The organism is Bacteroides sp. HF-4919, from assembly GCF_018860125.1.
The window spans coordinates 380,930-404,671 of the sequence record NZ_JAHKNF010000003.1; the positions used below are offsets into that span (position 1 = coordinate 380,930).

Below are 23,742 nucleotides of genomic sequence, written 5' to 3' on the forward strand. Positions count from 1 at the left end.
TATAGTGTAATTTGTTTTTATTCGTTTTTAATAACTTCCGCCGGGTTAGTTCGTGCAATATGGTATATTTGCCAGCTAACAGTACCTGCTATAATTATTATTAAGAGCAAAAGAGAATATATCCAAAGCCATGGGTTAGCGTAATCAAATAGAATGATTTTATGTTGGCTACCTGTAATCATGATAAACAAACTGCTCAAACTCCCTAAAATAGAAGATATTAAGAATAAAATCAGGTAGGTTTTCCCAAATAACCAATAAATATTCAACAGGCGTGCACCATTAATTTTACGGATAGCCACCTCTTTTTGTCTGCGTACGGTGTCAATACTGATTGCACCATAAATTCCTAACATCGTAATCAGTAGGCAAATAGAGGAGCAAACAATGAATAGCCATATAAGTGAGATAGTCCTCAGACCGATTTGTTCTTTATATAAGCTGATGAACTCAAAAGGTTCGTTTTGCGGCAAATATTGATTTATCTCCCCGGCCATCTCTGCTTCTATATCTTTGTGAGAAACATTGGAGGCTAATTGGATATAAATTTTTCCAATTTCATTGTTCATTGCAGAAATGGGCAGAATGGCGAGTAGCTTTGCGCTTGGTGAGTCACAACCTATATGCACCAAACCTTTCACTAGATATATTTTGTTTTGATAACGATAGATTTCCGGAGTAGAATCTGTCTGTAAAGTCTGATATAGCTGTTCGTTTACATAACAAAATGGTTCCCCTGCCTGGTGTTTACAATCTATATTCATCAATTCAAAATATTCGTCTGAAACGTAAATAAGTTCTGTGAACCCATAATCCTGAGCATAATCTCTGTTACTATATGCCATTTTTTCGTTCCAGTGGCGTGAACGGAGAAAACTTATAAGTTCCTGCCGGTTCTCTTCGATACGGTTATATCCTCTAATATCCAATACCATGATTTCTTTCTTTTCTTTAGCGCTCAAGTACGGATTGGCTATTCGGTTATACTCCTGCATCTGCATCCAAATACTGACTGTTCCAATGACGAATAAGAGGGAGAAGAAAAGTTGGAAACCCAATAAAGAGTTTCTTATGATGTGACGCTGACCGGTAGCAGTTCCCCCCTTTAAACCTTGCGCCGCAGTTTTACGCGTAATATACCATGATGAAAGAAGAGAGACTAAGGCACTGATTGACAGTATCCCAATCAAGTATTGGCATTCGTATTTCCAGAGCCGATAGGTATCAATATACAATTCTTTTTGCATCTCATACGAAAACGTACTTATAAACCAGGGTAGGAAACTTTCGGTGACAGCTAAGGTGATTATTCCACTAATCAGGATAACGACAGCTTGTTCAAGGAAAAGTAGCATGAATTGTCCTGAATAAGTAGCTCCTAATGTACTACGCAGACTGATTTCTTTGCAGCGATTGGCAAATGTTCCTATGCTGAACGAGAAATAGTTGATCATACCTACCAATAAAACCAATATCCCAAGAATTGCAATCCATAATTCGGCACCGGACTTGTGCTCCATTTTGCTTTCTAATACTATTTGAGGTACCCATTCCGGGAATTTTGGAAAAAGTTCCAACTTTTGTAGATATTGAGAGAGCCGTTCGGCATCTTCTGCATGTTTTAATAAGATTTTGTGTGCTCCAAATGAAGCGTTTTCTGCTAACGGGAGAAAAACATCATACTGATTGTGGTAGTTGTTCATTCCTGCCGGATAAGGCTCTATGACGGCAATAATCGTATAGTTTCTTCCATTTTCAGTTAGTATGTTCTTTCCCAACGGAGATTTATTACCACAGAATTCTCTTACAAAATCAGTAGTTACTACTGCCTCATTACATGATATTCCAAACTGTTGTAATGACCCGTTCACACACTTGGCAGGAAATACTTTGAAATAATCAGCATTGCATTCAGTTTTGCTTATCTTATAATAAATGGTTTCATCCAAAGTAATCTTGGCATTAGCATTGAAATAAAAAGCAACTGCTTCAAAGTTTTCTTTTCCGATTTTTTTTTCAAAATCTTGTATTGGAATATTTACTTGGTATGCATTTCCCTCTATCCATATTTCAGCCTGACGTTCATAAGTCGCTAAATCTTTATTGCCAGTACTGAAAATACGATTATAATAATTGCAAACACTGAAGCAAAGCAATCCGCAAGTGATTCCCAATATAGAAATGATAGTCTGCGTTTTGTGTTTTATCAATTGCCTGAATGCAGCTTTTATATAATGTAATATCATAATTCGTTTGTATTATTTGTTTTTATGTCTTTATTATTGTTATTATAGATTCAATAAATGTGCCAAACTTGTATAGTGCTGTATTCATGTATATTACATCTATTGCTCATTCAAAAACAGTGTGTGATATTGCACGATTCCGGTGCGAATACGCACTCTGACGGCTTATTCACTTTTCATACATTCCGCCGGATTTATTTTAGCTGCTATTATTACTTGTTTTATAACGGAAAGGATAACAATAATACCGGTAAAAAGAAACACACATATAAACAGCCATCCGTGGAAGCCCGTGTGGTATGCGTAGGTTTCCAGCCAGCGGCGGATAAAGATATATCCTAACGGAAGAGCAATCGCATTACCGGTTAAAGTCAGCCATAAATACTCTTTAAAAAACAGGCACAAAATATCAGAGAATCGTGCACCGTTTACTTTCCGAATGGCTATTTCTTTCTTGCGTTGCTCAGTAGAGAGCGAAACCAGAAAGTATACTCCGAATGAAGAAATGAGAATGCAAAGGATAGCCAATAGCAGGAAAATACGGAACATCATCTTTTCCGGCCGGTTGAACAATTCCATCAATGTAGAGAGCTGAATGATCTGTGCATCTTCAGTAATCTCTCCTTTGCTATATTCCGGATAAATCTGCCGGACATGTTCCAATGCTTGCTTTTCTTTTCCCGGACGTACCTTTATATAGAAGTACCGGAAACCGTTGTAAGCTTTCGCAGCATCGGCATTGCTTTGATACATAAAGAAGGTCTTCGACAGAGGATATTGCATCGGACAATAGTAAAAGTCGCGTAAAATACCACTGATTCTATAAGACTTTGCATCGGTTCCTGTATTATTGATAATAGGACGACCTGTTAAGGAAGGGATATTAAGTTGGCGTGCCCCGGTTTCATTGACAACGATATCTTCTGTTCCTTGATTTTGTATCCATTCTCCTTCTTTCATCTTCATCCCAAAGAATGGGAGAAAATTCTTTTGTACGATGACGCAGTTATCCTCCTCAGATTCATCAGAATTCCGTCCTTCAATAGGGAAATTGGTAATGAAAGTACAATACCATTCCCCTCTGAAAACAAGGATCGGCTGTGTTAAAGCTGTCACTCCTTCGATAGCAGAGCTTTCTTTTAATGCTGCTATAAAAGGACTGCAGTCTTTATTATAAGTCGCATCATATCCTAAATCGATTTGCCATATATGGTCTGTAACGAGCCCTTTATCTGTGTGTGTCATGAAGCTATATTGACTGTAGAACATACATGAAGTGAAAAGAAATAAAGCACCAATAAATATTTGTCCGATGATTAATCCGTTTCGTAAGGACGTTGAAGTCCCATGACTGCTTCGTTTCAGCAATCCGATGATGGGAAGCAGACTTATGACAAGGAAAACAACACAACATAACGGATAAATCCAAAGAGCTGTTCCAAATATTTCCTGTCTGGTGATACTTTGAATCGTGCCAAAATAATAACTGTTACTCTCTGCCACCAGACTGGTATAATCTTTATAATATGGAAATAAGAATTCACAAACTCCCATTGATATCAAAAAAGCGATGAATAAAGGTATAATGAGCTCAAGCAGGTTTTTACCTACCAAGCTCAGGGTAGAAGCTCCGAGAGTTGAAAAAGTTGAATTATACCGTGCTTTTCGTTGCTGTTGTCCGATGAACAATACGAGCAGATTCATTAACGCACTGACAAAAGCCAGTAAACCTGCTGTTGCCAAAATGCCGATATGTTGAAATCTTCCCTTGAGTTCCGGAGAACAGTAGACATGAACCTCGGGCAATGAACGTAAGTGGAAATGCCATTCGGAATAAGTATCCCTTTGAGTGTCTGCCTCTTTAATCCGGAAAGATGTTATTTTCTTATTCAGATGTGATGCATTGGCACTGGAGTGTAATAATACATAAGTGGTACTACGCTTCACAATATTGGCTTGGGGGGTATTCAGAATGAGATACTCAAACTTAAAATCACTGTTCTGCGGATAATTCTCCATTACTCCCGCAACGGTGTAAGATATTTCTTTATTAATTTTCACTTCTTTCCCTATACAGCTGCTATCTCCATAAAGATGTTTTGCCATTTTCCGGGTCAGAATTACAAAGTTTGCGTTATAAGGCGTTTTATGATAATTTCCTTCGATCATCCGGCATTGGAAGATATCAAAAAAAGTGGAGTCTACTGCCATTCCTATCCAACTTCTTTCTTTACCATCTGCTTCATATTTCACATCGCTGACATGGCATACCTTAGCTATTTCAGGGAATGCTATTATCTCTTTCTCCGCCAGCTGGTGTATTTGGTTCAGTTCTCCTTCCAACCCATCGGCTGTTTTAAATATTCCGGTAGTCGTCAAGGCATAAGTATGTTCACTTTGTGGATGAAAACTGTCAAAATGGTGCTCCCAGTAGTACCAGTAGCCACCTAACAAAAAGGCTATAAAACCGATGGAGAGTCCAATAATGCTGAGTATGTTCTGAGCTTTATACTTCAGAAGATTCCTACATGTTATTTTTAAATAAGATCGTATCATGCTATTTTTTTATTCTGTTTTTACTACTTCCGCCGGATTTTGCCGGGCGGCTTTCCACACTCTCCAACCAATACAAAGGCTTATGACAATAGTAGTTCCTGCCAAGATAACGATGTAAATCCAAGCATTTATATAGGTTTGTTCCACATAGCTCTGTAACCATGACTTCATGACGACATAACCGAGTGGAAATGCCAGAAGAGAAGAGAGCAGTATCAATATGAGGTACTCTTTTGCAAAAATAGAGAGTATATTTTTAAGTGTTGCTCCGTTCACCTTTCGAATAGCTATCTCTTTGCGACGTTGTTCGCAAGCCAGTGTTATTAACGAAAATATTCCAAAAATTGCGATCAAAATGCAAACTATTGCTACACAGCTTAATAATTTCAAGAGTGCATGTTCAGATTTTAAATAATCGTTATAAACATCTTCCATGTTGGATAATACGATTTTTGTGTCCGGATATTCTTTTCGGCAAAGATCTTCAACAGCCTGTTTCAGTTTAGGCCACTCCCCTTCCCTGTATTTTATCAGAATATCTCCTTTGCCAAGATAGAAACCGGAAAACCCTTTGGCTATGAATGCTATTGGTTTTACAGGAACAGTGGGCGAAGTAGTGTGGAAGTCTTTGACCAAACCGATGACAGTGGTGGCTGTTCCGTTAGGCCTGATTAATTTCTTGCCAATCGGATCGTTCCAGCCCAAAGTTTTTGCAGCCGTTTCGTTGATAACAATAGTGCTTGCGTCACTCTCTCCTTCTTTCAGCATTTTCCCTTTTAAAAGCCGGATGCCATAGAATTGGGCCAATTCCTCACTTTCCATCAGTACTTCCATGTTCATATCGGGGTCCGAAGGTTGTTTGCCATCCCAGTCCTTGAAAGCCATAGACATAGACACTGTTCTCGGGAGCAAAGAGAAATGTCCTTTCAGTATTTGAGTAACAGAAGGTATCTGCTCTATTTTATCTGCTGCGGGAGGTAGATTGTCTTGCGGATACAAGCTTAAGGTAGCAATGTTTTTACGTTCTATGCCGATATCTGTAGTACTTAGGAAATAGAGTTGTTTCATTATAATGCAGATACAGAAAATGAATCCTATACTGATTGATAACTGAAACAGGATACTTGCCTTACGAATGAAATATCGATGTCTGTTTGTGTTACTCTTCTGTATGTTGGTGTGCAGGGTCTGTCGGTTGAAATAGAGAGTGACGGGCATGAAGAGGCAAAGAGAACATCCAATAATAATCATAAAATACAGAGATGATTCCCAATATATATTTCCGTCTGTCACTCCCGAAAGTTCCTTAAACTCCGACAATACTAATTCTATTAATGCCATGCCTATCAATCCGGCCGAAATCAGGATAACCAGGAACTCGATGGTCAGTAAAGCAAACAGGTTCCGATTGGACGAACCGCAAACTTTGCGTAATGCAAGCTCCTTGGCCCGCATCCATAGGCGGCTGATAAACAGTGACAGATAGTTGATCAACGAACAAAGGATCACCAAACCTCCAATCACAGCGAAGAGAATAATATAGTTGAACTGAATGGCATTATTGTCTGCCAATATCGTGTAATGGCATTTACTGACAGGCATCATTAATAACTCCTTGATAGCCCCCTCGTTTTTATTTGTCTTTATTTCTGTTTGCTTCAGTTTATTACTTAGTGCCTTGGCATCTACTCCTTGATGAAGTTTAATAAAAACATAGAATCCATTATTGTACCAGACGTCCTGCCATTGCCGTATTCCGCCTCCTAATATGGAGAATGGTAAATTGGTATGTTCGCTCCAACTGTTGACAATGGCACAAACTGTTTTGGGGTCTCCATAGACTTTGATTTCTTTACCGATAGGGTTTTCTGTTCCAAAAAGACGGTTGGCAGCTTTGTCCGTCAAGGCTATCTTATTGGCTGATTCTAAAAAGTCAAGGTTTCCCTCAAGAACCCGTATCCGAAACATATTCATGAAACAAGAGTCAGCATTGATCCGGTATAGCTGTTGTGTGGCACCGTCATTGACAGTTATATCCGATTTATAAAATTCAAAAGCACATGCATCCTCTATTTCAGGGAGCATTCTTTTTAAAGAAGTTGAAACCGGATATGGCACCGTTTTATCAAATCCTGTAGCATCCAGTATGGATTTCTTGTATATTAGATGGATTCGGTCGGCTCCCTCGTGAAAAGTGTCGTATGTCATTTCATAGCGAATCCATAAAACGGTAAGAGCGAAACAGGTGAATCCCATAGCCAGTCCGATTATACTAATTATACTTTGGGCCTTATATTTCAATAAGTTTCTGAAAGCAATCTTAAAATAGTGTCGTATCATACTTTTCCTCTTTTATTCTGTTTTTACTACCTCTGCCGGGTTTTGCCGGGCAGCACTCCATACTCTTGAGAAAATACTGATGACAATAACTCCCGCTATGCCTGTAAAGATGGCGACGTACATCCAGGCCGGAATAGTCGTTTGCCGGATGTAACTTTCAATCCATGTTTGCATGATGATGTGGCTGATTGGAAACGCAATGATGGCGGCTATAAACAAAAGAATGAAATACTCTTTAAAGAACATCTGCAAGATGTTCTTTATGGTAGCTCCGTTCACTTTGCGGATAGCTATTTCTTTACGTCGTTGTTCGCATGACAAAGTCACTTGAGAGAAAATGCCAAAAATGGAGATAATGATACAGACCAAAGAAACAATTCCCAATAAGGTCATAAGTGCATCTTCGGAGCGCAGATATTTGTTGTATTCCTCTTCTTCGTTATACAGTCTCATGAAAGAAGACGGGAAATCTTCGTTCTGCATTTTTTGAATTGTGTCCAGACAAGCTTTCCAGCTTCCTTCTTTAAACTTGAATAGGATACTGGCACGTCCCCACAAATATTGCTGCTCTTCGGCACGGACAAAGGCGATAGGTTGCGGAGCAACCGTAGGGGGAAGATGGCTAAAGTCTTTCACAACTCCTATCACATGATAGAATGTTTTCTGTCCGTCGTATTCTGAGTAGAATTTCTTTCCGACGGCACTTTTCCACCCGAATTTTAATGCGGCGGTTTCATTGATGATAACATCATTTGTAATACTCTTATCAGATAACCATTCTCCTTCCGACAAATGCAATCCGTAGTATTTGAAGAAATCTTCGCCCGAAGGCATGATACCGACCGAATATGTTTCATCATTTGTTTTGTTCTGTCCATCCCATCCGTTGATCTCTGTATACATCATTGGCCCTGTGGGAATGATCGGGAAATAGTGTGGCGGCAAAGTTTCCGTAACCATGGGCAAACCGGCAATTTTAGTATTCCATTCATTGATATCACCTCCCTTCATCCAGATGGCAACGTTGGCTAAGTTGTGTCGTTCCATACCCAGATCTGTGTTTTTCAGATAATAAAGTTGTTTCATCATGACAGCTGTGCAGAAAATGAAGCCTAAGCTGATAATTAACTGCATGACCAATCCGGATTTGCGAAATATCCCCCGTTGGGCGGTCTCTTTTTTGTTTTGAATATTATTTTGTAAAGTCCGTTTTCTGAAGTAATACAGAGGGATTTGTGAAATGATAAATGACAGGATAATTACCGCAATGATGTATATCATTGCTTCTGAATATAGTGATGTTGTTTCTGATATTTGTGCCAGTTCTATAAATCGTGATAAACATAACTCTATAAGGACCATTCCTGTTGCAGATCCGGCAATCAATACTAACAGGTATTCGATGGAGAATAGTGCGAACAGTGAATGGTCTGTAGCACCACAAACTTTGCGAAGTCCCATTTCACGGCCACGCATGCGAAGACGACTGATAAAGAGAGTCAGGTAATTGAATAGCGAGCATAGGATGACCAGAGCCCCTGCTATGGCAAAATAACGGATATAATTAAACGAAATAACGATTTCGTCTCTATTTAAGTAATCTGAATAGCGGAGTGAGGTAATCGGCGTTATGGCCAATTGGCCCAAACTGCTCTCTTTTTCTTGTTTAGAGAGGTTGATAGCAGATACTCTTTTTTGAAAGCTCTCGATGTCCGTATTGGAACGTATGCGAATAAATATTTGTTCCGTTTCACTTAACCAGTCGGGGTAATGGCGGATGGGTAGCAAGATACTGTATGCCAGATTGGAGTGTTGTGACCAATCGCTGACGACTGCACATATCCGGCAAAGACGCCCTCCCAACTCAACCTCTTTTCCTAAAGGGTCTTCTTCTCCGAACCAACTTTTAGCCAGCGATTCGGTGATGGCTATTTCTTTTCCTCTTTCTTTAAGAAAGTTGACATTTCCTTTTAGGAGACGTATATCGAACATGTTGATAAAGGCAGAGTCTACTTCGACAGTCAGCAGATTCTCACTCCTGTCATTGAACTGAAGTTTCCGTCTTATGGGAGAGATTCCGCAGATGTCTTCTATCTCGGGTAAATTCTTTTTCAGATATTCTATGGCAGGATATGGCAGTGAATTGCTTAGTACACCGGTTGCCGATTTGAGCTGTGCTCTAACCATATAGATATTGTCGGCCTTTCTATGAAAAGTATCGTATGTCATTTCATAGCGTATCCATAAGGTAGCAAGCGTGAAGCAGGTAATTCCTACAGCCAATCCGATAACACTGATGATACTCTGAGTTTTATATTTCTGCAGATTTCGGAATGCGATTTTAAAATAGTGTCGTATCATTTGGTTCTTGTTTATACAAATAGTGTTTCAAGAAGTATGCCAAAGAAGCAACTCGTTGAGACACTATTGTTTATATGCTTATGATGTATAGATACACCGTGTGAATTTGCACGATCATAGTGCGCATGCGCACAAAAATACAAATTTACTACTCTCCTTTCAACACTTTGGCCGGATTGATATTGGCAGCTTTTCGTATTTGCCATATCAGAGTGGCCAGCGAAATGAAGGAAGTCACTATGGCAGCAACAGCAAACAGCCACCAGGATATAGGAGCTTTGTTGGCAAATCCTTCCAGATATTTTGAGATGATATACCAGGACAAAGGTGCTGAGATGACAAATGCCACTCCCAGAATAATCGAGTATTTCTTTAACAGGAGCGGATAGATCTCCTTCAGGGTGGCTCCGTTCACTTTACGTAGTGCAATTTCACGATATCGCTGACGGATGTCGAACATAGATAATCCGAATAACCCCAGGCAAGATATAAGAATGGCAATGACACTGAACAAGGAGTATATCTCGGCAGTTCGCTTATCTTCTTGATACATGGTCGCTATCTCGTCTTCTAAAAAGCTGTATTCAAACTCACCTTCGCCCAGTATTTCATCGTGCAGTTTTTTCAGGAAGGCAATGGCTTCTTGCTTTTTTCCGGGAATGATTTGTGCCATCAGTCGATCTCTATAACTGCCCCGCGGATCTTCGTAAACAATGAAGAGCGGAGGAGTGGTTTTTGATAAGTGACCGATCTTGAAGTCTTTGATCACTCCGATAATCTGATATGGAGGATTCTTCTCCATTTCTTCGGATTTTGAAGAAGACCACCACAATCTTCTTTCGGGTTGAATCAGGGCCGTTTCTATATTATCTATTTCTAAGAGTGATTTGGCCGATTCATTAATGATCATTTTATAATCACTCCATTGATCAACAGAGTCATTCCACAGGCGCCCCTCTTTTAGCTGAAAGCCGAACAGTTCAATATATTTGTTGCTTAGACTGCTATAAATAACTTGCTTGAACTCGTCCCGCTGCACATTCCGCACATTATTATAATTACCGTCCAATTGATTCGGGTTCTCTCCATACTCCCAACGGATAAAGAGCGGAGAATGGTCCATTTCTTCTTTGATGTAAGCCAGATTACTTTTCTCTCTTTGTTTACGTCTCTCCCACTCTTCGTTCGACATATTTAGATCATATGAAGAACGTTCGGCATATAACTGACACTGAATGATGTCCTTGGTAGTATAGTTCAAATCGGCAGCCAACATGAAACGCACTTGCTTTGTGAAAAAGAGAGAAACAATAATAAGCACAAAGGTGATGAGGTACTGAACGAATAAAAATAGCACACGGGATACGATGGAATGTCCTCCTGCATTCACCGAACGGATAGATACGGAAGGCGAAACGTAATTGTATCTGATGAATGGATAAATAGAAGTCAATAATGGCAACAGAATCAGTACTCCGACAGAAAGTATGGCACTGAATTCCGTATTGGAGATTTGCGGTATCCGGAGCACATGTTCCATCATACCACCGGTTATTTCGATGATGCACCAGGATATACATAGAGCCATGCCTGTCAGGATAAAATTTTCAGTGAAAATCTGTGCGAATACATCCTTTGTACCGGCACCGTATACCTTTTTAACTCCAAACTCTCTGGCGCGTTTGAGCATCATTACCGTATAGATATTGATGAAATTGAACAAACCGATTATCAACAAAGCAATGGTGACAACAGCAAGTACTAAGATATTATTATAATTGCCTCTTTGGAAATTACTCTTACCGTTATCATAGATACGAATGGTCTTGTCGAAATAGAAATCTTTTAATGGAAAAAATTGCAGGCGAGTCGGTGTGTCCATATAGCACCTTAACTTCATAAACTTTTCGTTCTTGACGTTCAGCTTCTTAAAGTCCGTTCCGGGCATCAGTTGTATCAAGCTATAGCTTGAACGTGACCATGAATGTTGCAATTGTTCGGATACAATCAGGTCGAAATCTAAAAAGCTTTTCGTAGGCGGCTCCCCTATTACTCCCGTAATCGTGATGATGTCTCCTGTGCTGTAAGTCATTGTTTTCCCAATCGGATTATCTCCTTTGAACAGTCTTTCAGCCAATCGCCGGGTGATGATGGCATCATTCGGAGATTTCAGAGAGGAGATACCGGATACAGACGGATATGGCAGTATTTGCAGAAACGCACTGTCTGTCACCACGGTTTTCACATTATATATCTGTTTGCCGACTGTAATCCTGTCTTCCGAAAAATTAATCCACCGGGTACTTTTCAGAACAGACGGATCTTTCAACGGATCGATAAAGTTGGGGTCGTTATTTCTATCTTCATTGCTGCTTATTGTCCGCGTTCCATCTTCGTACTCGCAATATAGCAGATAGGTGTTTTCAAGGTCTTTGCAGAAATGGTTTACAGTAACCTCTTGATGGATATACCGTAGGATGATAAGTACACAAGCCAGACTCAAGGCGAGGCCCAGTATATTGATAAATGTATATGTTCTGAAACGTGCCAGGGCTTTCCAGGCCAGCTTTATAGTTTTCATGTTTGTAATGGTTTTGAGTTTGATTTCACCACAGAGCACCACAGAGTTTTAATCTCTTGTTTATAGGATGTTAAAAGAAAACCATCTCTATGCTACTCTGTGGTGAGTTTGATCCATTTTTTATATTACTTCAGTATTAATTCTTCCGCCTCCCCAAAGGTATCATATCCTGTCGTAACGACATAATCTCCGGGCTCTAATCCTCCGGTGATTTCATATTGCTGAGGATTTTGGCGTCCGATGGTGATGGGCGTACGTACTGCCTTTGTTTTTGATGCATTGGTTTTGTAGATCCATTGTCCTCCGGTAGCCTGATAGAAATTACCGCGTGGGATGACAATGGCCTGTTCTGGTTGCCCCAGTTCGATCTGTACACGGAAACTCTTGCCTACACGTACATTATCGGGCATTTCACCGGTGAAAACCAGATCGACATCGAACATGCGGTCTTTCACTTCGGGTACGACTTTAGTAATGCGAAGCGGATACCTCTTGCCCTGATAGTTGACGGTAGCAGGTAGTCCGGTGGTGATGCGGTCAATATAATACTCGCTTAATGAAGTGTGAATCTTGTACTGATCGAGTACCTTGATTTCGGCAATGCTCTCACCTGAACTTACCTGCTGTCCCGGTGTCACTTTGACGAAACTGAGTTGTCCGCCGAGGGGTGCCTTTACTACCAGATTGCCCAGACGCTCTGTGGCTCGCTCATATTTCTTGCGTTCGCGTTCCATATCTGTACGTATCAGATCTTTACGGATGATGGTCACAGCCGAGTCGTGGCGCAGACTTTCACGTTGCAGTTCGGCATTTTTTACCTTATAGTTATATTCGTCTTCCGATACTTCAAGTTGTGCCTTGCTCTTGATACCCATACGAAATTCTTCTTTATCCAGCGCAAAGCTCTTTTTGAGCCGCGCCAGTCCATAATTGGTTTCCAACGTTTGTTGTTTTAGGTTCAGGCTTTTCTGTTCCATTTCGATCTCTTTTTCCTGGTAAGTGATGCGCTGCTTCTCCCAATCGTCCCGTTGGTCCTCGATGCTGCGCAACAAATCCGGATTAGAAAGGGTAAGGATCGTATCTCCCTTTTGGAGCAGGCTTCCTTCCTCAGCGATGATACGCTCTACGCTGCCGGCTTCGCGGGTGTTCACTTTGATAGTGAGAATTGGCTGGATCAGTCCTTCCACATCTACATATTCCATAAACTTACCGTCTTTGACCTCGGCTATCTGTATGTTTTCCGATTCGATGCGGAGCTTGCGCGGACCGACCGACAAAATAATGACGTAAACAAGGAAAGCGGCGAATGCAATGCCTCCGGCTATGTAGAATTTATAGCGGATGTACCAGGGTTTCTTTTCAATTTTAATATCCATATTATTTTTATTTTTTTCGATTAACGATTTTTGTTTCGGATCAGTCTATCAACAGATCATAATTCTCGGTGAGTGGTGCCTTCCCTTCAAAGTCGAAGAGAGTGAGGCTGCGTAAGGTGTAATACAAACTCCAGTAGTTATAAAGGGCTGTTATATAATTACGGCGCGCCTGGTCTTTCTCTGTGATGGAAGCATTCAGGTCGAGAATGGTCGACTTACCGAGCAGATAGAGCTTGCGTGCCACGTCGCTACGCCGTTGGGCAGTTTCGTCGGTACGTGCGGCTATCCGTACCCGCTGCGCCTGAAGGTTGAATTGTTTCACCAGTTTGCGCACATTTAGTTCGAAGTCGGTTTTGTCCTGTTCCACCTGTGTGTATACAAGGTCGCGATTGGAACGTGCCACACGTACCTTGCCTTTGCCGCGTCCCCAGTCGAGAATGGGAAGCGCAATGCCCAAACTGACGTATTGCTGGTCTAAAGGCCGTTTGTATGCACTCCCCAGTTTATCGGCTGTCTGTGTCAATCCGAAACGCAGATAAATATCCGCTTTCAGTCCGGCATTGGCTCGGGCATATGACACATTACTTTCACTTTCCAGTTTCCGGCGCATCATGTTCTGTATCTCCGGGCTGTTCTCGTTGGCCAGCAACAACGCTTCGTGCAATTCTACACTGAAGTCCGGCACATGGTCATTGACTTTCACTTTTAGTTCTTCATCACTTTGAATGCCCAGATACGAGCGTAGCTCCTGCATGCAGTTGTCCATCTCAATACGGGCATTCATTCGGTTGGTTTCTTCGGTTAGTTTGTTCAGTTCCAGTTGCAACATTTCGTTTTCGGTAATGGTACCGATGTTATAGCGCCCCTGGGCATATTGATAGAGTGTGTCTGCGTTGGCATAATTGATGGTGGCGGTTTCGTAATTGCTTTGTGCGGTGGCAAGGTTAAAAAACTTCTGTGTAGCCCGTGCAGCTACCAATTCGAGTGTTTCTACATACGATTTTTTTGCTTCCCGGTAACGTACCGGTTCAATGCGGCGGTCCCATTTCAAACTGTTGTATCCGAAGAGCGACTGGCGGTAACCTATATTAATAGGTGAAGTCTGCCAAGCCGTTGTATGATCACTGAAGAGATCCATGCGTTGCGCTGCCGTCTCTATGAAAAGTGAACCTCCGGTCCAGGGGATATTCTGAGTCAGGCTTAGGGTGAGGTCTGTGCTGAGCATATTCTGTTCTACGAACTTTACAGTTCCGTCTCCCAGTGTTACTTTGTTGATGGCCCGGTTTAAATTGGGGTCCGAAGTCAGGCTCAAAGCAGGCAAATAGTTTGCTTTATAATATTTGTAATTCCAGTAAGCCGAACGGAAACTATGGCGTGCCGTTTGTGCGTCCGGCGACTGAAGCTTGGCAAGCTTCACGGTTTCGTCCAAAGAGAGCTCCATCGTGTGTTCCTGTGCGGCGACCAATGAGATGCAACTGCATCCGGCAATAATAAATATCGTTTTCAGATTCATTGTGTATTTACTTTTTATATAAATCATTCAAAAGGTGTGCCATGAATGTAAGTTGCTTTTTAATAGCATTTTATATGTGCGCGCTTCTTTGTCTTCATGTGCATATACGCACAAAAATAGTGCGAATTAGCACACACAACGCATGAATATAATCTGTATCTTTGCCCTCAGCCTAAAGGTAAGCAGTTGTATCCGGCTTACATTGGCATCATTGCATAGTAAGATAAGATGTACGAGATGTATAACCGGGATATGACGAGCTGTACAACTGGTATATCTTATCTTTTAAAGGAATATAAATTAGCTCGTAATATAATATGGAACAGCTTGGAAAGATATTAATTGTAGATGATAATGAAGATGTATTGTTTGCCCTCAATCTTTTGCTCGAACCTTATACCGAAAAGATTAAAGTGGCTACTACCCCCGATCGCATTGAATATTTTATGACTACTTTCGGCCCGGACATCATCCTGCTCGATATGAATTTTAGCCGTGACGCCATCAGTGGGCAGGAAGGATTTGAGAGCCTGCAACAGATTCTGAAGATTGACCCGCAGGCAATCGTGATTTTTATGACGGCATATGCCGATACGGACAAAGCTGTACGGGCCATCAAGGCAGGTGCAACAGATTTTATTCCCAAGCCATGGGAGAAAGAGAAACTTCTGGCAACCTTGTCTTCGGGCATGAAACTCCGACAGTCACGTCACGAAGTGAATATGCTGAAGGAACAGGTGGAAGTATTGAGCGGACAGGGAGGATCAGAGAACGAGATCATCGGTGAGTCGGCAGCCATGCAAGAAGTGTTTGCTACCATTAATAAATTGAGTGAAACGGATGCGAATATCCTGATCTTGGGCGAGAATGGTACCGGAAAGGATGTGATTGCCCGTTTGCTCTATCGTTGTTCTCCCCGTTACGGAAAGCCCTTTGTGACAATTGATCTGGGTAGTATCCCCGAACAATTGTTTGAAAGTGAATTGTTTGGTTATGAGAAGGGTGCTTTCACCGATGCCCGGAAAGCGAAAGCCGGGCGGATGGAAGTGGCTACGGGCGGAACTTTGTTTCTGGATGAAATAGGTAATCTTTCACTTCCAATGCAATCGAAGTTACTGACTGCGATTGAGAAGAGGCAAATCAGTCGGTTGGGTTCCACTCAGTCGGTGCCTATCGATGTACGTCTGGTATGTGCAACCAATGCGGATATCCGGGCAATGGTGGATGAAGGAAACTTCCGTCAGGACTTACTTTACCGCATCAATACGATAGAAATCCATATTCCTCCCCTGCGTGAACGTGGTAATGACGTCATCTTGCTGGCCGAGTTCTTTCTGGAACGTTATGCCCGCAAGTATAAAAAGGATATGCATGGGCTGACGCGTGAGGCGAAGAATAAATTGTTGAAATATAACTGGCCCGGCAATGTGCGCGAGTTGCAACACACCATAGAGCGTGCTGTGATTCTGGGCGACGGCTCTCTGCTGAAGCCGGAGAATTTCCTTTTCCACTCTTCTGTACGGCAGAAAAAAGAAGAGGAAGTACTCAATCTGGAACAGTTGGAACGGCAAGCCGTAGATAAAGCCATGCGCCTGAGCGAAGGCAATATCACCCGGGCGGCCGAATATCTGGGAATCACCCGTTTTGCTCTTTATCGTAAACTCGAAAAACTCGGCTTATGAAACGCTATTCTATCAGTGTAGTGCTACACATCCTTTTGTTGGTAATACTCTCCATCGGAGGATATCTGCTCTTCCATTACGAATTGTGGTTTAGCACTTTGATTGTGACACTTTTGCTGATTGCCACAGGAGTGCACCTCTATTCCATTCAGATGAGATTGGCAGGCATGATGCGGCGACTGACGGATAGCATCCGCTTCAATGATATGACGCAAAGTTTTCAGCCGCCGTTTAAAAGCAGGATGATGGTTGAACTGGCGGATGAACTCTCGCAAACGCTGAAATTGTTCCGAGGCAGACTGCTTGAGGAAGAAGTAAAGCATCAATATTATGAGAATCTGTTAAGTAAGGTAGATACGGCTGTGATGGTGACCGATCGTTCAGGCCGGGTAGAATGGATGAATCATGCGGCTGTGGCTTTAGTCGGGCAAGAAACCCAATTGCCTCAGGAATGGCTTACCACTTCTTGGAACGAGACGCAAGTAGTACGCATCCGGCAGCAAGGAACTTCTGTCGAAATGGCTGTGTCCTGCACCCTGTTTGCTGCACAAAACAAGGAAAGGTTACTGGTCAGTCTGAAAAATATCCATTCGGTATTGGAACGTAACGAGATGGAGGCCTGGCAAAAATTGATACGGGTATTGACTCATGAGATTATGAACTCTATTACTCCTATTATTTCTCTGTCTGAAACATTGAGTGAACGTGGAATACCCGAACGGCTTAGCGAGAAAGAATACGGTGTCATGTTGCAGGCTATGCAGACCATTCATCGGAGAAGCAAGGGACTGCTCGGGTTTGTGGAAAACTATCGTCGGCTGACCCGTATCCCTACTCCTGTCTGTGCGTTGGTGATGGTAGACGAACTTTTTTCTGATCTGAGGAAACTATTTCCGGATGCGTTTATCCATTTTGCGGCTACACATAGAGGTGCTACTCTCTACATCGATCGTGCACAGATAGAACAGGTATTGATTAATCTGATTAAAAACGCGAAAGAAGCCTGTGGACAAAGTACTGCTCCGCAGATTGAAGTGGAATTGGAACAAATACCCGGAAAAGTCTGCAGTTTGACGGTCCGTGATAACGGTGAGGGCATTCTTCCGGAAGTGATGGATAAAATATTCGTTCCGTTTTTTACGACGAAACCTTCGGGGTCCGGTATCGGACTCAGTTTGTGTAAACAGATTATGAATCTGCATGGGGGCACTATCACTGTTTCCTCAGAGATAAGTAAAGGCAGCTGTTTTACACTGATGTTTCCGGGAAGATAGGGGCTGTTAACCCCTATCCAATCCGCTCATGTCCGGATTGAGTTCTTTTACTGCATCGCGCACTTCTTTTTTGGTGGCTTCGCTGTAAGTTCCGGTTTGCTGTACGGGTACTTTGTCTTTAAGTACCTTTTCAGCCTTCTTCTGTTCTTCCGATGAAGTTTTCTCTTTTTCAGTATTCATAAATCCGATCTCCTTTATTTAGTTAATAATAATGTAAACACCCCCACAGATGGATGGTTCATTACATTTTAGTTATTTTCTGTTTCTAATTCTTTGATTTCTTTGTTCAGGAATACCGATAATATGGTTCTTACGACAACGATACCGCCTAAAATAATCAGTTCGTTCATTGTAGGCTCCAATACAGTTTTCAGGATGTCCGAAGCAATCAGAAATTCTAACCCCAATAATAAATAGGTTCCGAATACGGCTCTCAGCTTCCGTATATTAGTTGGGGTATAGGTGCCGGTTATCCTCTTCAGTTCATTGAGGATAAAAGAGAGGATAGCAATCAGCGCCCCATAAGTGACAATCAGCAAGCTGATGACACTGATAATAGTAGCCAGTAGACTTAAAAATTGTGTAAGCATAAAAGTTGTTATTTTTGTGATGGATAAAGCGGGTTACCTGTCTCGTCTACTTCCGTCCAATCCTTTACGCTGACGAAAGGAATAGAAACGGAACTGCCATTGATCACCGCACTGAATAAGTAAGAATCTCCGGCTTTCAACTCTCCGCTTGGGACAGGGATCTGAACGCTATAAGTTTTCGAATTGTTGTTTCCATCTGTTTCCACTTCAAGCGTAAGTGTCATCGGATCATTGGTCTGCAGTGGAAGCATGATATATTGCGCCAGAAATCCATTAATGCCCATTTTATCGGGTTTGTCATATGATGTTGCGGGAGGAATAACTCCGGTGGAGAGTGTCATGCTCGCTCCTGGAACCGGCGGAGTGATAGTAGCTGATAGTAGCCTGCTTAATTGAATACCATCTCCGGCAGAGACTTCAACGACAACTTGTGTACAGGCATGCTGGAATACAATGGGAATATTGATCTGTGCACTGCTTACATCCTGGTCGGTACTACCCCACCAAAGATAATCGATGCCATTGAATAAAGGTTCTGATTCTTGTCCGGTAAAAGAAGGCGGTATGGTTGAGAAGTTGTCGGATACGGCGTAAAAATTATAGATGCCGTTCGCAAGATACATTTTATACCCGTCTTTTCCGGATAATACCCCCGGAGAGGAAGTGATGTACAATCCTTCGGCAAACAGAGTTTCCTGACTGGTGGTACTCTGTGCCTTTTGATAGGCGTACAAAGTGCTCTTGATTCCTTTTTTCATAGGAGACATGGCACGGGTCAGGTTTCGGCTTTCGACAGAAGCATTGAAAGTGACGAGTGTCGTCTCCTTTTGTGGAGTTTCGGGAAGATTATCTTCTCCGTTGCCATAAATAATGGTGGTATTTTTGGCACAACTGCCCATAAACAAAGCCATACCGGCAAAAGCAATGAAATACATAGGTTTAGGAATTCTAAGTCTCATGATATTTGTTTTTATAGTGATGTTTCTGTATTATACGTTTGAAACGGGATTTAGTTCACAGCTTTCGGAAATATTGCCGGAAAGTACCGTTTAAAATCTATCTAATAGTATCAAACTTCATTAACAGAGAGAACTTTTTCTATGTTTTATTGTCATTATAGCATAACAATAAAACGTAGAACATATGGCTAAAGTAATTAATAGGGATGTACCTATCGCAGAAGAAAATACCACCCTGACCGGTCAGCCGGCATCGAACATGTATGATGACTGGAGTGAAGAGATGGTGGATCGTGCAGACAATGTGTATGATGATACCAAAAAGAAACCTGCCCAAAGCAAAAAGATAAGAGAAAAGAAGATCAAGGAAATAGATGAAGTGATCAAAGAGGATCTTGAATAACTTGTCTCTGTCGTGTGTTTAGCATAAAAGTCCTGATTCTGGCGGAATCGGGACTTTTTAGGTTAATAGCTTCTATTTTTCTTATATATCCAAATGCGTGACTGATAGGATGTTAAAAAATAAATATGAAAAAATGCTTCTTTCACTATTGCATATTTAAAAATAGTCCCTATCTTTGCACCGCTTTTGAAAGGAACTTCCCTATAAGAACGGGGTGTAGCGCAGTCCGGTTAGCGCACCTGCTTTGGGAGCAGGGGGTCGTGGGTTCGAATCCCGCTACCCCGACAAAGAAAAAGGAAGTTCTCTTTTTTTTACAAGTGTTTCGGGGTGTAGCGCAGTCCGGTTAGCGCACCAGCTTTGGGAGCTGGGGGTCGTGGGTTCGAATCCCGCTACCCCGACAAAGAAAAATGCTGATATTTAAGTTTTAGAACTTGATTATTGGCATTTTTTTTTCTGCTAATAGTCATTAAAAAAAAAGAGTTTAATTGCATTATTTGGATGAATTTTGGGCATTTCGGATGCCGAATCATGCAAAAATCATGCAAATCTTGAGTATTTATTATGGCTTCTATTAAATTGTATTTCGACAAACGTGTGAATAGGAAAGATGGAAAGTTTCCTCTTAAAATTAATGTCACACACAAAAGGCAGCAGGCCTTAATCAATCTTGGTGTTTTATTATCTCCAGATCAGTGGGATTCCACAAAAGGAAAGGTGATCAATGGTCCTAACAAGTCATTCCTTAATGGCTATATCTCCCAGCGAGTGCATTGTGCTGAAACGGAATTATTGAATTTAAGGATTGCCGGAAAGTTGGACTTAATGACAGGAAAACAGTTCAAGGAGCATCTTCAACGAATATTATTGAGGGGAAAATTAGAGGAGAAACAGGAAGAAACTGGATGTTCTTTTGTGCAGTATTATACAAGGTTTGTGGAAGGAAAGAAAAATCCCCAAACGAAGGCAGTCTACCAATATACACTTGATCGCATATGTCGTTTTGTGGATGTACCAGATAAGTTTAGATTTGAAGATGTGACCTATGCTTGGCTAAAGAGTTTTGAGATTCATCTTTCAGAGACCTCTAAAGTTAACTCGATTAGTATTCACATGAGAAATATCCGAGCTGTATTTAATGATGCTCTTAATACTGAAACTATTTCATGTTATCCATTTAGGAGATTTAAAATAAAACAAGAGGCAACTGCAAAAAGGGCATTGACTCCAGAGGAACTTGTGACTCTAAGAGATTATCCTTGCGAAGAGCATCAGAAGCAATATGTTGATATTTTTATGTTAATTTTCTATCTTGTAGGCATAAATACTGTTGATTTATGTCGTTTGGAGAAAATTAGAAACGGCAGAATTGAATATCGAAGGGCTAAGACTAAGAAAATATACAATATAAAAGTAGAACCCGAAGCAGCCGAGATAATCGAACGATACAAAGGAAGTAAGTATTTACTTAATATTCTTGAGCGTTACAAGAATTATAAAGATTACGCTCACAGACTTAATGAAAACCTCCAAGAGATCGGAAGTGTTGAACTAGTAGAAAAGGTGATTAATGGTAAAAGAAGACGAGTAAAAAAACGCTTTCCCTTATTTCCAGAGCTAACGGTTTATTGGGCGCGTCATACATGGGCGACAATAGCACATAAAATAGGAGTGTCAAAAGATGTTATTTCATTGGCCCTTGGTCATGAATTTGGGTGTAAAACTACAAGTATTTATATCGATTATGATATGGAGAAAGTGGACAAAGCCAACCGACAGGTGCTTGATTATTTAGAGAACTTGAAATGAAATACTGTTGAAGAAAAGAATAATATTGCCTACGTTGGGAAACGTAGGCAATATATACTGAATACTAAGCATGAGAGTTTTTTTAGTCCTTGCTCTAAGAAATAGATTTTTAACTAAACTTCGCTTCATGCGATGTAGTGGAGAGGGGATATATATATTTGAAGCAAACTCCCCTCTCTTTGGTTGATACACACTAGATTTATAATAGAGGGATAAGTCTTGTTTCACAACAATCTAATAAATTATTACTTGCGTGTTCCCGGCCATCTATTCACATTCAAACAGCCCAATGGTCATGTTGGTGTTATTAATTATATTGCCTGCGTTTCGCAACGTAGGCAATACACTGTACAATTTTGTTTAGCGTAAAAAACATCTTCGCTTCTTCATTTTGTAGAAGCAGTACCAACAATTATAAAATTATACTATGCAAAAGTGAAAAATGTAATATCATACATTTACTATATACAGAAATCTCTTTTTCTGTTTTCCTATCTTTTACACTAACTAAACATAATCGAGTGTTCCGTTTCCCAACGAAATATTAACCGATGCAAATATAATATTATATAATTAAAACATAATATATACTTGGATAAAAATACACTTTTTTAGAAAAATCTATTTAGGATTTTCCTGTTTTAAAGATATGCACTTTTTCAAGGAAGGGGGAGTACCAATAAATAGTGATTAGCACGCGCTCTTTAAGTTAGCAAAGGGAGATCTGAGACACGGGAAGGATAACTCTTTAGGTGAGGATATGAAAACAAAATCCCACCTCTTATCACTAAGAAGCGGGATAGAATAAAAAAGATTACTATTTATGAATAGCTTTCTCGAGAATGACCGATAGTGCAAGAGGGGTAATATTAAGCCATTCCCATATAAAACAAACTACCTTCCGCGTTTCTCAACGAGGATTTTGTGGCAAATAATTTAATGAAAGATTTTTATCGAAAAAGCGTGCATATAAATTATAATTCGCTTTAAACCTACTTTTTTTTAATTCCTGCTTCTTATCACTAAGAAGCAGGACACTATTAACACATTTACGCTTGGAGAAGGTACTAATCACTGTTTTGCCTTCAAGAGGTATTTATTCCCCTCTTTTTCGTACTTAAAGATTAAAAAAAGAAATTGATTTCGTCACATAGTGAATGAAATGCTTTCCTTAGCAATCTTTTTCATTCACAGGTTCCCCTTTTTCATTCAACAATACAGTTATCTCTTCAGTTGATTGGTCTTCTTTGATTGCTGTTACAATTATCTTGTAAACCTTTCCGTTTTCTTTTTCAGCAACGAAAGCCTCTTTAACTATAGTTCCTTCGTAATCCTTGGACAAAGTACTCTTGACTACTTGCGGAAGCTCTTTGACAGTAATCTTTGTGAATTTGTCTTGAGATGTTTGTTGATTCTGTTCCATAGCGGGGAGCTTAACCGGTTCTTGTGCAAACGCTACTGCGCTGCCCATCCCCATAACCATTGTCAATGCTACTAATACTTTCTTCATAATTACATTTTTAGTATGGATAATTAAAACTAACTTTATCTATCAAAGAGCAAGGTGTATGCCAAAGTTTTATAATAAGTATAATATGCTGATAAATAGATTATTATATAATATGACTAAAAAAAGGATTGTAGAAAAAGTGTAGAATCGCTATACATATTGTGGCATAATTCCCCAAAATCACCTTGTGTATTTCAGTAGATGACCTTGTATATTCGATAAATAACGGGACTTTTATCTATAGGGAAACTACCATATCCATTGAAGTAAGTTATTTAAATAGGGATAATGATTTTCCAAAACAAACCCCGCCTCTTATCACTAAGTGGCGGGGATACATATAAAAATTTAACTTAAACACTGAGTGGGGATCATTTATTAGTGAAGAGATATGTATCCCCTAGTGTAGATTGGAGATTTTTCTTCTCCTTTTCTATAAAATATAAGCAACTCCCGCGTTTCACAACGAAGTGTTTTTATGGCGAATAAATATATTTTTGCACAAAAGTATTTCATTAATACATTCCTGCATACTATTATTGGTT

The 23,742-nt window shown here is 40.6% G+C and carries 15 protein-coding genes and 2 tRNA genes; 6 read left to right on the plus strand and 11 right to left on the minus strand.

Annotation, left to right across the window (positions count from 1 at the left end):
• Nucleotides 1–17: 17 nt before the first annotated feature.
• From KO473_RS07725 to KO473_RS07755, 7 genes are all read right to left on the minus strand, one after another.
• Nucleotides 18–2,246: an ABC transporter permease gene (locus KO473_RS07725; RefSeq protein WP_122130582.1), complete on the minus strand. Its 2,229-nt coding sequence runs from the start codon at nt 2,244–2,246 to the stop codon at nt 18–20.
• A 165-nt stretch (nt 2,247–2,411) separates the two neighbouring features.
• A complete protein-coding gene (locus tag KO473_RS07730) occupies nt 2,412–4,802 on the minus strand; it encodes an ABC transporter permease (protein ID WP_005820318.1) in 2,391 nt (796 codons plus the stop codon).
• 9 nt (nt 4,803–4,811) lie between these two features.
• The gene (locus KO473_RS07735) at nt 4,812–7,142 is read right to left on the minus strand and encodes an ABC transporter permease (protein ID WP_005820315.1); all 2,331 of its coding nucleotides are present in this window, start codon (nt 7,140–7,142) and stop codon (nt 4,812–4,814) included.
• Between the two features lie 12 nt (nt 7,143–7,154).
• Nucleotides 7,155–9,503: an ABC transporter permease gene (locus KO473_RS07740; RefSeq protein ID WP_122130583.1), complete on the minus strand. Its 2,349-nt coding sequence runs from the start codon at nt 9,501–9,503 to the stop codon at nt 7,155–7,157.
• 148 nt (nt 9,504–9,651) lie between these two features.
• Nucleotides 9,652–12,084 (minus strand): ABC transporter permease, encoded by a 2,433-nt coding sequence (locus tag KO473_RS07745; protein ID WP_005820277.1) that lies wholly within the window; start codon nt 12,082–12,084, stop codon nt 9,652–9,654.
• Between the two features lie 125 nt (nt 12,085–12,209).
• Nucleotides 12,210–13,460, minus strand: coding sequence for an efflux RND transporter periplasmic adaptor subunit (locus tag KO473_RS07750; RefSeq protein ID WP_122130584.1), 1,251 nt, complete (start codon nt 13,458–13,460; stop codon nt 12,210–12,212).
• 40 nt (nt 13,461–13,500) lie between these two features.
• A complete protein-coding gene (locus KO473_RS07755; RefSeq protein WP_005777816.1) occupies nt 13,501–14,973 on the minus strand; it encodes a TolC family protein in 1,473 nt (490 codons plus the stop codon).
• 317 nt (nt 14,974–15,290) lie between these two features.
• Here KO473_RS07755 and KO473_RS07760 point away from each other — a divergent pair, with 317 nt between their 5' ends.
• Complete coding sequence (locus tag KO473_RS07760) at nt 15,291–16,655, plus strand: sigma-54 dependent transcriptional regulator (protein WP_005820276.1); 1,365 nt, start codon at nt 15,291–15,293, stop codon at nt 16,653–16,655.
• Nucleotides 16,652–17,929 carry a PAS domain-containing sensor histidine kinase gene (locus tag KO473_RS07765; RefSeq protein ID WP_005777812.1) on the plus strand — a complete coding sequence of 426 codons (1,278 nt, stop codon included), beginning with the start codon at nt 16,652–16,654 and terminating at the stop codon, nt 17,927–17,929. Before KO473_RS07760 ends, KO473_RS07765 begins: the two co-directional genes overlap by 4 nt.
• Before the next feature lie 6 nt (nt 17,930–17,935).
• Here the strand turns inward: KO473_RS07765 and KO473_RS07770 are convergent, their stop codons facing one another.
• The 3 genes from KO473_RS07770 to KO473_RS07780 form a co-directional block, all read right to left on the minus strand.
• A complete protein-coding gene (locus tag KO473_RS07770) occupies nt 17,936–18,109 on the minus strand; it encodes a hypothetical protein (RefSeq protein ID WP_005777810.1) in 174 nt (57 codons plus the stop codon).
• 68 nt (nt 18,110–18,177) lie between these two features.
• Nucleotides 18,178–18,519: a DUF1622 domain-containing protein gene (locus tag KO473_RS07775; RefSeq protein WP_005777808.1), complete on the minus strand. Its 342-nt coding sequence runs from the start codon at nt 18,517–18,519 to the stop codon at nt 18,178–18,180.
• A gap of 8 nt (nt 18,520–18,527) precedes the next feature.
• The gene (locus tag KO473_RS07780; protein ID WP_005820274.1) at nt 18,528–19,478 is read right to left on the minus strand and encodes a fimbrillin family protein; all 951 of its coding nucleotides are present in this window, start codon (nt 19,476–19,478) and stop codon (nt 18,528–18,530) included.
• Nucleotides 19,479–19,662: 184 nt separating this feature from the next.
• Between KO473_RS07780 and KO473_RS07785 the strand changes: the two genes are divergently transcribed.
• The 4 genes from KO473_RS07785 to KO473_RS07800 all read left to right on the plus strand — a co-directional run bounded on the left by KO473_RS07785 (nt 19,663) and on the right by KO473_RS07800 (nt 21,687).
• Complete coding sequence (locus KO473_RS07785) at nt 19,663–19,881, plus strand: hypothetical protein (RefSeq protein WP_005777804.1); 219 nt, start codon at nt 19,663–19,665, stop codon at nt 19,879–19,881.
• A 210-nt stretch (nt 19,882–20,091) separates the two neighbouring features.
• A tRNA-Pro gene (locus KO473_RS07790) sits at nt 20,092–20,166 on the plus strand.
• Nucleotides 20,167–20,204: 38 nt separating this feature from the next.
• Nucleotides 20,205–20,279, plus strand: a tRNA-Pro gene (locus KO473_RS07795).
• Nucleotides 20,280–20,442: 163 nt separating this feature from the next.
• A complete protein-coding gene (locus KO473_RS07800) occupies nt 20,443–21,687 on the plus strand; it encodes a site-specific integrase (RefSeq protein ID WP_005806198.1) in 1,245 nt (414 codons plus the stop codon).
• 1,171 nt (nt 21,688–22,858) lie between these two features.
• Here KO473_RS07800 and KO473_RS07805 read toward each other — a convergent pair.
• Nucleotides 22,859–23,197, minus strand: coding sequence for a hypothetical protein (locus KO473_RS07805; RefSeq protein WP_005793807.1), 339 nt, complete (start codon nt 23,195–23,197; stop codon nt 22,859–22,861).
• Nucleotides 23,198–23,742 lie beyond the last annotated feature (545 nt).

What these genes read in the sequence shown, in the direction of transcription:
- KO473_RS07725 (WP_122130582.1), bottom strand. Translation starts at nt 2,246, where the DNA reads ATGATATTACATTATATAAAAGCTGCATTCAGGCAATTGATAAAACAC.
- KO473_RS07730 (WP_005820318.1), bottom strand. Translation starts at nt 4,802, where the DNA reads ATGATACGATCTTATTTAAAAATAACATGTAGGAATCTTCTGAAGTAT.
- KO473_RS07735 (WP_005820315.1), bottom strand. Translation starts at nt 7,142, where the DNA reads ATGATACGACACTATTTTAAGATTGCTTTCAGAAACTTATTGAAATAT.
- KO473_RS07740 (WP_122130583.1), bottom strand. Translation starts at nt 9,503, where the DNA reads ATGATACGACACTATTTTAAAATCGCATTCCGAAATCTGCAGAAATAT.
- KO473_RS07745 (WP_005820277.1), bottom strand. Translation starts at nt 12,084, where the DNA reads ATGAAAACTATAAAGCTGGCCTGGAAAGCCCTGGCACGTTTCAGAACA.
- KO473_RS07750 (WP_122130584.1), bottom strand. Translation starts at nt 13,460, where the DNA reads ATGGATATTAAAATTGAAAAGAAACCCTGGTACATCCGCTATAAATTC.
- KO473_RS07755 (WP_005777816.1), bottom strand. Translation starts at nt 14,973, where the DNA reads ATGAATCTGAAAACGATATTTATTATTGCCGGATGCAGTTGCATCTCA.
- KO473_RS07760 (WP_005820276.1), top strand. Translation starts at nt 15,291, where the DNA reads ATGGAACAGCTTGGAAAGATATTAATTGTAGATGATAATGAAGATGTA.
- KO473_RS07765 (WP_005777812.1), top strand. Translation starts at nt 16,652, where the DNA reads ATGAAACGCTATTCTATCAGTGTAGTGCTACACATCCTTTTGTTGGTA.
- KO473_RS07770 (WP_005777810.1), bottom strand. Translation starts at nt 18,109, where the DNA reads ATGAATACTGAAAAAGAGAAAACTTCATCGGAAGAACAGAAGAAGGCT.
- KO473_RS07775 (WP_005777808.1), bottom strand. Translation starts at nt 18,519, where the DNA reads ATGCTTACACAATTTTTAAGTCTACTGGCTACTATTATCAGTGTCATC.
- KO473_RS07780 (WP_005820274.1), bottom strand. Translation starts at nt 19,478, where the DNA reads ATGAGACTTAGAATTCCTAAACCTATGTATTTCATTGCTTTTGCCGGT.
- KO473_RS07785 (WP_005777804.1), top strand. Translation starts at nt 19,663, where the DNA reads ATGGCTAAAGTAATTAATAGGGATGTACCTATCGCAGAAGAAAATACC.
- KO473_RS07800 (WP_005806198.1), top strand. Translation starts at nt 20,443, where the DNA reads ATGGCTTCTATTAAATTGTATTTCGACAAACGTGTGAATAGGAAAGAT.
- KO473_RS07805 (WP_005793807.1), bottom strand. Translation starts at nt 23,197, where the DNA reads ATGAAGAAAGTATTAGTAGCATTGACAATGGTTATGGGGATGGGCAGC.